The 10,067-nt window shown below is 70.6% G+C and carries 8 protein-coding genes and 1 pseudogene; 8 read left to right on the top strand and 1 reads right to left on the bottom strand.

Features of this window, described 5'->3' with window-relative positions:
- Positions 1-189 (top strand): annotated as a pseudogene (locus DWB68_RS16315) (hypothetical protein); the annotation flags it as partial.
- 312 nt (positions 190-501) lie between these two features.
- Positions 502-1,275, top strand: coding sequence for an isocitrate lyase/PEP mutase family protein (locus DWB68_RS13545; RefSeq protein WP_119425650.1), 774 nt, complete (start codon positions 502-504; stop codon positions 1,273-1,275).
- Positions 1,276-1,361: 86 nt separating this feature from the next.
- Here DWB68_RS13545 and DWB68_RS13540 read toward each other — a convergent pair whose 3' ends face one another.
- Positions 1,362-3,332, bottom strand: coding sequence for a BCCT family transporter (locus DWB68_RS13540; protein ID WP_119425649.1), 1,971 nt, complete (start codon positions 3,330-3,332; stop codon positions 1,362-1,364).
- Between the two features lie 67 nt (positions 3,333-3,399).
- Between DWB68_RS13540 and DWB68_RS13535 the strand changes: the two genes are divergently transcribed.
- The 6 genes from DWB68_RS13535 (at position 3,400) to DWB68_RS17055 (ending at position 10,063) form a co-directional block, all read left to right on the top strand.
- On the top strand, positions 3,400-4,401 hold the full coding sequence (locus DWB68_RS13535; protein ID WP_233548818.1) for a YdcF family protein: 1,002 nt from the start codon (positions 3,400-3,402) through the stop codon (positions 4,399-4,401).
- 86 nt (positions 4,402-4,487) lie between these two features.
- Entirely contained in the window at positions 4,488-6,083 is a 1,596-nt protein-coding gene (locus DWB68_RS13530) for an ABC transporter substrate-binding protein (protein ID WP_233548816.1), read from the top strand.
- Positions 6,080-7,045, top strand: a complete 966-nt coding sequence (locus DWB68_RS13525; protein WP_407645708.1) for an ABC transporter permease — start codon at positions 6,080-6,082, stop codon at positions 7,043-7,045. Before DWB68_RS13530 ends, DWB68_RS13525 begins: the two co-directional genes overlap by 4 nt.
- Positions 7,042-7,857, top strand: coding sequence for an ABC transporter permease (locus DWB68_RS13520; RefSeq protein WP_119425648.1), 816 nt, complete (start codon positions 7,042-7,044; stop codon positions 7,855-7,857). Before DWB68_RS13525 ends, DWB68_RS13520 begins: the two co-directional genes overlap by 4 nt.
- Positions 7,854-9,410 (top strand): glycoside hydrolase domain-containing protein, encoded by a 1,557-nt coding sequence (locus tag DWB68_RS13515; protein WP_119425647.1) that lies wholly within the window; start codon positions 7,854-7,856, stop codon positions 9,408-9,410. Before DWB68_RS13520 ends, DWB68_RS13515 begins: the two co-directional genes overlap by 4 nt.
- Positions 9,383-10,063 carry a glycoside hydrolase domain-containing protein gene (locus DWB68_RS17055; protein WP_199700461.1) on the top strand — a complete coding sequence of 227 codons (681 nt, stop codon included), beginning with the start codon at positions 9,383-9,385 and terminating at the stop codon, positions 10,061-10,063. Before DWB68_RS13515 ends, DWB68_RS17055 begins: the two co-directional genes overlap by 28 nt.
- The last annotated feature ends 4 nt before the right edge of the window (positions 10,064-10,067 follow it).

The following is a 10,067-nucleotide window of genomic DNA, read 5'->3' as shown; positions in this document are numbered from 1 at the left end:
TGGCAAGACGGCGGCAAAACCAACATCACCAACGCGATCCTGCTGTGCAACTTCCACCACCACGAAATCGACCGCGGACGCCTCAAAGTCACCCACCACTCAGGCACCCACGTGCGCTTCGACCAGAAATACACCGTCGAACCCTCCTGGACACCACCCACCCGCGCCCACTACCGCCCCACCGGCTAGACGCGCCCCCGGCTGAGGACGATTCGCCCCATCGGAAGGACACGCCTGCGCCAGCTGGCCGGGTGGGGAATCCGGCCCGGCAGAGACGTGCCGCCCGGGCGTCGTCGGCGGTCGAGCCCAGCTCCGCGGGCCCGCTTCATGATGCCTCCGGTCGGTTCGTACTCGCCGCCGCTCGCACCCGTCCCCAGGCATGACCTTGCTCGTCACCTACCCCTGGCCAAGCGCAGCCGTCGGTGGGAGGCTTACAAACATCACTGCCTGAAGCACCCGGCCGAACACCCCCATCAAGCCGAGAACGCGAAGGAGCACAGCATGAGCACCGTAAACGTGACCAAGCGAGGCCAGGAGTTTGTCGACCTGCACGCCCCGGGAGAGCTGATCGTCTTGCCCACCGTCTGGGATGCCTGGAGCGCCCGGCTGGCCGAGGCCGCAGGCTTCAAGGGCTTGACCATCGGCTCCCATCCCGTCGCCAACGCCTTCGGCGTTCCGGACGGCGAGAAGCAAGATCTCGTCGAGTACATGCGCCAGGTGGAGCGCATCGCCGAGGCCGTGAACATCCCCGTGAGTGTGGATGTGGAAGCCGGCTACGGCCTCTCGCCGGATGAGATCGTGGGCCTGGCCGTGGAGTCCGGTGCCGTGGGCCTGAACGTGGAGGACACCGTCCACCATGACGACGACCGCGTGCGCAGCCTGCGCGAACACGTCGACTACATCGAGGCCATGGTCCAGGCTGCCGCCGGACTCGGAGTTCCGTTTGTGGTGAACGGCCGCACCGACGCGATGGTGCACGGCACCGCGCTCTACGAGGATCCGTTGGCCGAAGCCATCGCGCGGTGCCAGGCCATGGCGGAGGCTGGGGCGCTCTCCGTCTACCCGGTCAAGCTCCCGGACGCCGCCTCGATCAAGGCGGTCGTGGACGCCGTCTCCGTGCCGGTGAACGTCACGGCCCACCCGGTCAATGCCACCCCGGCCGGCGGGCTCGCGGAGCTCAGGGCCCTCGGTGTGCGCCGGGTGAGCTTCGGTCCGCTCTGGCAGATGGCCCTCGAGGACACCGCGACCGAGCAGCTCCAGGCCTGGCGCCGCTGACGTCGCTGTTGAGTGCTCGACGGCGCGGGGGCCGGGTCACGTGACCCGGCCCCCGCCGTCGTTCCTCGGCAGCGCGGGACCGACTCTCAGTCCCCGGCGTCCCGGCGTTCGCCCAAGGCCGGGGCCTCGCCCGGGGTGGAGCCGGGGTGCGAAGCCGAGGCCGCGCCGTCGCCCCGCGCGTCCCCACCAGCCGCGGCGACGTGGGCGCTGTCCCGGCCGCCCGCCGTCGTGCTCTTGCCAGGCGAGCCGGGCAAGGCACGCCCGAAGAGGCGGCGCCGCTCCCGCTCGGGGAGCGCGTCCGCTACGTGCGTGAGCCCTTGAACCAAGGTTCGGCGGCGCTTTGAGGTCAGCCCTGACCACCAGCGATCGGCGAGGCGCTGTTCGGAGGACACCGCGTCATCGTCGGAGTCGAGGTTGAATTTCTCCTTGAGATCGGCCACGAGGGCGTCTCGCCGCAGCCGATCTGCGCGTGCCACGTTGCGCGCGAGCGCCTTAGCCGTCGCGATACACATGAGCACCATGATCACGCTGAACGGCAGGGCGATCGTGATCGCCAGGGTCTGGATCGCGGAGAGGCCACCCGCCAGGAGCAGGGCCGCCGCCAGTCCGGAGGTCGCCAGCGTAAAGAACACGCGGATCCACGGGCGCGGCTCAGCGTCACCGCCCGTGGCAAGCATCGCCATGACGAGCGAGCCCGAGTCGGCCGAGGTGACGAAGAAGATCGCCGAGAGCAGGATCGCGCCGACCACGAGCATGCCGCCGGCCGGGAGCTGTTCGAGCACCTGGAAGAGAGCGGAGTTGGCGTCCACGGCGCCGTCGGCTCCGATGACGCTCGCATAGCCCTCGGGGCGGTTCATCTCGTTGGAGATCGCGGTGCCACCCAGCACACCGAACCACACGAAGGTGATGAGCGCGGGCACGAGCATGACGCCCATGACGAATTCCTTGACTGTGCGACCGCGGGAGATGCGCGCGATGAAGACGCCGACAAACGGCGCCCAGCTCATCCACCAACCCCAGTAGAACGTGGACCAGGAGGCCTGCCAGGCGGCGCCGTCGGCTCCAGCGAAGGCGGAGGCGTCCGTGGACATGCCGAGCCAGTTCTGCAGGTAGTGACCCACCGACTGCACAATCTCCTTGGCCAGGAACTGCGTTGGCCCGACGATGAGGACGAAGAGCAGCAGGCCCGCGGCCAGGATGAGGTTGGTGTTGGAGAGCAGCTTCATGCCGCGGGCCACTCCCGACAGCACGGACCACAGCACCACGCACGTCACGAGCGCGATGATCGCGTACTCGATCCAATGGTTGTTCGGGTCCACGACCCCCAGCGAGGCCAGGCCCGCTGCGATCTGCGTGACGCCGAGGCCAAGCGAGGTGGCCACGCCGAACACGGTGCCGACGAGAGCGATGACGTCGACGGCGTTGCCCCAGCCGCCGCGCACGGCCTTCTCACCGAGCAGCGGCTCGAGGGCCCAGCGCACGGCCAGGGGGCGCCCTCGGCGGTGGATCGCGTGGGCCAGGGCGAGGCCCACGACCACGTAGATGGCCCACGGCTGGAAGCCCCAGTGCAGGAAGGTGGTGGCCATGGCTTCCTGGGCGATGGCGCCCTGGGACATGCCCTCGGTGTTGAGGCTCGGCCGCGGCGTGGCGTAGTGGGTGAGCGGCTCGGTGACGCCGTAAAAGACAAGTCCAATGCCCATGCCCGCCGCGAAGAGCAGCGAGAACCAGCTCACGAGCGAGAACTCGGGCTCATCCTCGGGGCGGCCTAGCTTGACGTTGCCCTTGCGGGAGAGGCCCAGATAGATGCAGAAGAGGACAAAGCCGAACGCTAGGAGGATGTACCACCAGCTGAAGTTCGCGATGATGGCGCCCTGCACCGCACCGATGCCGGCGCTCATGGCGTCCGGGTTGATGATCGTCGCGGCCACGAAGGCCAGGACGAGGATGGCGGTGGGCCAGAAGACCCATGGTGCGATGCCCGGATGGTGCTCGCGCTGATCGGTGGGCGCCCCCTCGGCGGATGGGCTTGCGTGCGTGTGTTTCGACGTGGAAGCCATTTTCCTACAATAACAAAGTGAGAAAATGGCGCCGCGGTGACCGGCGGTTTCTCCGTAGGCTTGCCGGGTGATCTTGCTTGGGGTGGGCGTCCTGTCGCTGCTGCTATTCGTGTTCATGTATCGCCGGGATCGGCGGCGCCTGCGCAACGGCTTCGTCATGGTCTTTGCGGTGCTCTGCCTGCTGTTGGGGGCCGCCGACGTGCTCTCCAGGTGGTTCCCGTGGACCTCCTCTGTGTGGCTCGCGCTGATCCTGCTCACGCCCCTCGCGGTCGTGGTGCTGGGCGGCTATCTGGTGGCCAACGGCATCACGATGTGGCGGCTCGAGGGCCGCAGCCTCGGCAATCTCCTCTCCCTCGCGGCCGGTGTCGCGGTGTTCGTGCTGCCCGTCGTGGCGGTCCTGCTCGTGGGCACGGGGGAGCCGACCGCCACCGGCATCGCGGTGCTCCTGTTCTTTCTGAGCTCCTACGCCGGCGGCGTCTTCGTGGTGTTTCTCGCCTACGCCGTCGCCTATGCCCGCATGCACCCGGCCTACAGCCCGGACGCGATCGTGGTGCTCGGCTCCAAGATCATCAACGGCAAGGTCCCGCCCTTGCTACGGGCGAGGCTGGATCGAGCCCTCGATCTCTACGAGGCGACCGAACCGAGGCCGCTCGTCATCCCGTCCGGCGGTCAGGGCCCGGACGAGGAGCAGTCGGAGGGCGCCGCGATGGCCGAGTACCTTCTAGACCGGGGCCTGCCGAGCGCCGACCTCGTCGTGGAGAACCGGGCGGTCAACACGGAGCAGAACCTGCGCTTCTCGCGCGATCTGCAGCTCGAGGCGGGCCGCACGGGTGCGCTCATCGCCGTCACGAACGACTACCACGTGCTGCGGAGCGCCATGCTGACCCGCAAGCTCGGCTTCCCGGCCGACGTCGTGGGGGCCACGACCGCGCGCTACTACCGGCCCAGCGCGTTCCTGCGCGAGTTCGTGGCCGTGCTCATGGAACACAAGTGGCTCAACGTGCTCGCCTGCCTACCTTTCCTTGCGCTCTCCGTCTTGCTCGTGGTCTACGCGTACGCGAATCGCTAAGGCCCCGCGGGAAGACCGGGGACTACCCTTGAACCGCCCGGTGCCTTCATCACCCTCCGGGCCTCGCACCCCAAGGAGTCGCTCGCGTGCCCACCCGCACCCCTGGCACGAACCCGGCCCCGCGCCGTCGTGCCTTGGCCGCCCCGGCCCTGCCGGGCGCCGGTCCCAGCCGCCGCGCGGTCCTGGCCGGCGGCGTCACGGCGGCCGCCTCGGCCTGGTTGCTGACCGCCTGCGACGCCGGGCACACGGCGCGCGACGCCGTCGCCGCGGCCCCGCCCGGCTCCGTGACCCTCGCGCTCACCGCCCCGCCGGCCAACCTCGACTTCACGACCACCTCGGGTGCCGCGATCCCGCAGGCCCTCATGGGCAACGTCTATCAAGGTCTCGTCGCCGTGAACGACGACGGCGAGCTGGTCCCGGCGCTCGCGAGCGCGTGGAGCGTGGACGAATCGGGCACGCGCTACACCTTTGAGCTGCAGAAGGGCGTGCGCTTCTCCAACGGCGACGAATTCACCTCGGCGACCGTGAAGTTCTCGCTCGAGCGCGTGAATTCGGACGCCTGGACCAACGGTCTCAAGGCCGGCATGGCCGTCCTCGAGCGCGTGGAGACGCCCGATCCGCTCGTCGCGGTCGCGGTGCTCAAGCGCCCCTCGCAGGCCTGGCTGCGCTCGCTCGCCACGCTCATCGGCGCCATGTTCACGCCCTCGGCGGTCACGGGCCTCAAGGGCGCCGCGGTGGGGACCGGACCCTTCGAGGTCACGAGCTGGAAGACGGGGCAGTCGCTCGCGCTCACGCGCCGCGCCGACTACTGGGGCGAGCCGGCCGCCTCCCCGCAGGTCACCCTGCGCTACTACGCGGACAACACCACGGCCGTGAACGCCCTGCGCGGCGGTGCCGTGGACGCCGTGGTGGGACTCGCGAGCCCAGAGCTGGTCACGCCCTTCGAGAAGAACGCCGACTACCGGATCACGCAGGGCACCTCGACGGGCGAGGTGGTGCTCTCCATGAACAACCAGGCCGCGCCGTTCGACGACGTGCGCGTTCGGCGCGCCGTCATGTACGGCGTGGACAGCGCCGGCGTCATGGCCACCGCCTACGACGCCCGCGGCACGCTCATCGGCGCCCCCGTGCCGCCCACCTCGCCCTACTACGAGGACCTGAACGGCGCGTACCCGTACGATCCGGCGCGCGCCACGGCGCTGCTGAAGGAGGCCGGGGTCTACGGCAGCACGGTGATCTTCTCCGTGCCGGACCTGCCGTACGCCGTCGCCGCCTCCCAGGCCGTGGCCTCCGATCTCACCAAGGTGGGCCTCACGGTCAAGATCACGGTGCAGGAGTTCCCGGCCGTGTGGCTGCAGGAGGTCCTGACGACGCACAACTACCAGATGTCGGTCATCGGCCACGTGGAGCCGGACGACCTGCTCACCCTCCTGTCCTCGGGGTACTACCTGGGGTACGACGGCGCCCGGGTCGCCTCGATCGCGGCCCGCGCCGATGCTGGAAGCACCGAGGAGTTCGTGGCCGGGATGCGCGAGGTGGTGCGCACCGCGATCGTCGAGGACGCCGCGGCCGACACCCTCTTCCTGCTTCCGGCGCTCAGCCTCATGCGGGCCTCGTTGCAGGGGCTGCCCGTGAACTCGCCGACCACGGCGCTGAACCTCTCCCGGGTGGTGAAGGCGTGAGCGGGCTGTGGCGCGGCATCGCGCTCGCCGTGGCGCGCACGTCGTTGACCCTGTTCCTGGCGTCGGTGCTGATCTTTGTGCTCCTGCGACTCGTCCCGGGCGACCCCGCCCAGGTGGCGCTCGGCGTCGACGCGACGCCCGAGGCCGTGGCCGCAACGCGCGAGCGGTTCGGGCTCGACCGGCCGCTCCTGGTCCAATACGGCGAGTGGATGGGCGGGCTGCTGACGGGCCGCTTCGGCGAGAGCTTCGTGTCCGGGCAGGACATGAGCGCGATCATCCTGGACCGCACCAATGTGACCCTGTGGCTCGTCATCCCCTCCGTGGTGTTGGCGCTGCTCGTGGCCACCGTGCTCGGGACCTGGGCGGCGCTGCGCCGCGGCCAGCTGGACGGCTTCCTCATCACGGTGGGCTCGCAGCTGCTCATGGCGGTGCCCGGCTTCCTGGCCGGCGTGCTGCTCGTCCTGCTCTTTTCCCTGGCGCTCGGCTGGCTGCCGCCGTCCGGCTGGGTGGTGCCGAACGATGCGTTTGGCCCGTTCCTGGCGAGGCTGGTCCTTCCCGTCCTGGCGCTGACGGCCGTGCAGGCCGCGATCCTCACCCGCTACGTGCGCTCCGCGGTGCTGGACGTCTCCGGCGCCGACTTCCTGCGCGAGGCCCGCGCCAAAGGGCTCTCGCGCTCCGAGGCGATGGTGCGCCACGGGCTGCGCAATGCGGCGGTGCCGGTCCTGACCGTCGCGGGCGTGCAGCTCTCCTCGCTGCTCGTGGGGGCCGTGGTCATCGAGTCGGTGTTCGACATCCCCGGCGTCGGTTCGCTGCTGGTGGAGGCCGTGGGGCAGCGCGACATGGTGACCATCCAGGGCATCGTCATGGTGCTCGTGGCCTTCACGGTCCTGGTGAACCTGGCCTTGGACCTGATCCAGGCCGTGGTTGACCCGCGCCTGCGCGTGGTCGGGGCGGAAGCATGAGGCGGCTCAACGTCTCGCTCTGGATCGGCGCGGTGCTCACGGGCGCCGTGGTGCTGCTTGCTCTCGTCTCCGTCTTCTGGACGCCCTTCGACCCCATCGCCGCGGACGCCTCCCAGCGGCTGCTGGGCCCCGGCGGCGGGCACGTGCTTGGCACCGATAAGTTCGGCCGTGACGTGTTCTCACAGATCATGGCCGGCTCCCGCGTGACCCTGCTCGTGGGGCTCGTGTCGGTGGGGATCGCCCTGGTGATCGGCACGCCGCTCGGCATCATCGCCGGCATGCGGCGCGGCTGGGTGGAGGAAGCGATCCTGCGCTTCTCGGATCTGTTGCTGGCCTTCCCGGCGCTCCTGCTCGCCATCGTGTTTGCCGCGGTGTTCGGGGCAGGGACCGTCTCGGCCATGGTGGCGATCGGGCTGGGCTCGGTGCCCGGTTTTGCGCGCGTGGCCCGGGCGGCGACCCTGTCCATCATGCAGCTCGACTTCGTGGCGGCGGCCCGTGCCTCGGGGCGCTCCGCGTGGGGCGTGGGCGTGCTGCACGTCCTGCCGAACCTCGCCGGGCTGCTCCTGGTGCAGGGCACCGTGACGTTCTCGCTCGCGGTCCTGGCCGAGGCCGCCCTGTCCTACCTGGGCCTCGGCACGCCGCCGCCGGATCCGTCCTGGGGCCGCATGCTGCAGGAGGCCCAGCCCTTCCTCGCGGCGCAGCCGCTGCTCACCGTCTGGCCCGGCGCGGCCATTGCGCTGACGGTGCTGGGGCTGAACCTGCTCGGCGACGGGCTGCGGGACAAGCTTTCAGTGGGAAGGGACGGTCGATGAGCGCCGAGGAGCCAGGAAAGGGGCCTGCGAGGCGGGCCACCATCTCCGACGTCGCGGCGGCGGCCGGCGTCTCGGTGGGAACGGTCTCGCGGGTGCTCAACGGGCACGCCGAGGTGGCGGCCGAGCGGCGCGCGGCGGTCGAACACGCCATCACCCGGCTCGGCTATCGCCGTAACGTGGCGGCCGCGCGGCTGCGCCGCGGGGAGGGCACCGCGCTTGGCCTCTTGGTCGAGGACGTGGCGGACCCCTTCTACACGCAGATTCACCGGGCCGTCGAGGACGCGGCCCTCGAGCGCGGGTGGACGCTCCTGGTGGCCTCGGGGGCGGGGGAGCCGAGCCGGGCGCGGACCCAGCTTGCCGCGCTCGCCGCGCACGGGGTAAATGCGATGCTTGCCACCTTGCCCGTGGGGCTCGGGGCGGCCGAGGCCGCCTCCTTGATCGGGGCGGGGACGCCGCTCGTGTTGATCGATCGCCCGGCCCGGGGCGAGGCCGACTCGGTCGTGACGGCCAACCGCGAGGGGGCGGCGGCTGGGGTGGCCGAGCTGCTGCGCCGCGGGCACCGGCGCATCGCCTGCTTGGTCGACCGCGGTGAACTCCACACCGCCCGCGAGCGCGAGGCCGGCTACCGCGAGGCGATGGACGCGGCCGGACTTCCCGTGGAGCGGGGGTGGGTGGTGCGCAACGCGGCCGACCCGGGGGTGGATCTCGCGGGGGAGCTAGGGCGACTCCTCGGCGGCGAAGCGCCGGTGACCGGGCTCTCTGCCAGCAACAACCGCATCACCGCGCGCACGCTGGGGCCCTTCACGCCGCCGGCCGGGGTGGCGACCGTGGGTCGCCGCAGCGCGGACTTCTGGATCAAGAACGGTCACATCCCCTTCTACTCCGAGCGCGAGCCGGGCCTGGGCCAGCAGTTCGAGGAGTACCGCCACGGCGGCTCGGCCTCGATGGAGTTTGCTGTCTCCGACGCCTCCATCGGCAACGCGGCGGCCCGCACGGGCCGCGACGGCGGCGAGGCCTTCCGCGAGCGCGGCACCAACTGGCAGCGCCTGTGGAACCCGGACGTGAAGCTCACGGGCGGTTTCACCGGCATGGTCAACGCGGTGCGCCCGGACGGCTCGTTCGTGAGCGTCCCGGAGAAGTCGACGGTCCTCGACTCCGGGTTCCACGAGGGCACGGCCTGGCAGTACCAATGGATGGCCATGCAGGACGTGGAGGGTCTGCAGAAGAAGATGGGAGGCCGCGAGGAGTTCCTCAAGCGCCTCGACTACCACTTCTCGATGAACGACCTCAAGGCCAAGCCCGGCGCCACCCCCGCCGGCTGGGCTCGCGGCGGCAGCGACTACTACTCGAGCATCGGCTACCACCCGGGCAACGAGCACACCATCATGAATCCCTGGCTCTACAACGCAGTGGGTCAACCGGCCAAGGTCAACGACGTGCTGGCCGCCAACCTCAACCGCTTCCCCGACACCCCGGCGGCGGCGTCGGCAACGACGACCTCGGCACGCTCTCGTCCTGGTACGTCATGGCCACGCTCGGCTTCCAGCCCGTGACCCCCGGTTCCGGCCTCCTGGCGCTGAACTCGCCGCGGGTCGAGGCGGCGACGCTTCGCCTCGGCGACAAGAGCCTCACCATCACGGCCGCCGGCGCCCACGAGTCGCTGCCGCGCTACACGCGCTCCCTGAGCGTGGACGGCGCCAAGCACGAGGCGACGTGGATCGACGTCAACGATCTGCGCCGGGCCACCAGCCTCAACTACGAGCTCAGCTCCACCGCCGATGGCCTGAGCTGGGGCACCGCCCGCGACGCGTGGCTGCCGAGCACCTCGGCGCCGCTCAAGGCGGACGTCACGGCCTCCGTCAAGGCATCGCAGGACGTGCACCTCAAGAAGGCCACCGAGCACACGCTCGGCACCGTGAGCGCGGTCCGTTCCGCCGGCACGAGCGGCGCCGGCGAGGCGATCGCCTCCTGGAGGCTCCCGGTGCAGGCCACCCTCACGGTGGACGGCCAGCCGGTGCCCGTCCGGGCGGTCGCCAAGGGCGACTCGAGGGAGCTCGTCGCGTCGCTCCCGGCCCTCAAGGGCGGCAAACACCAGGCCGTCCTCACGGTGAGGCAGGCCGGCGGCGTTGACCGCGGGGCCCCCGAGGTCTTCGCCCCCGTCACGACGAGCTTCCAGCTCTTCGCCTCGGCCCGTCCAGCCAAGTAGGCGG

The organism is Galactobacter valiniphilus (assembly GCF_003575975.1).
In the GTDB taxonomy this organism is placed as follows: Bacteria; Actinomycetota; Actinomycetes; order Actinomycetales; family Micrococcaceae; genus Galactobacter; species Galactobacter valiniphilus.
Note: the sequence above shows the minus strand (reverse complement) of the source record. Positions and strands in the feature narration are given on the sequence as shown.

Coding starts and splice junctions, on each gene's coding strand:
- DWB68_RS13545 (WP_119425650.1), top strand. CDS start 502: ATGAGCACCGTAAACGTGACCAAGCGAGGCCAGGAGTTTGTCGACCTG.
- DWB68_RS13540 (WP_119425649.1), bottom strand. CDS start 3,332: ATGGCTTCCACGTCGAAACACACGCACGCAAGCCCATCCGCCGAGGGG.
- DWB68_RS13520 (WP_119425648.1), top strand. CDS start 7,042: ATGAGGCGGCTCAACGTCTCGCTCTGGATCGGCGCGGTGCTCACGGGC.
- DWB68_RS13515 (WP_119425647.1), top strand. CDS start 7,854: ATGAGCGCCGAGGAGCCAGGAAAGGGGCCTGCGAGGCGGGCCACCATC.
- DWB68_RS17055 (WP_199700461.1), top strand. CDS start 9,383: ATGGCCACGCTCGGCTTCCAGCCCGTGACCCCCGGTTCCGGCCTCCTG.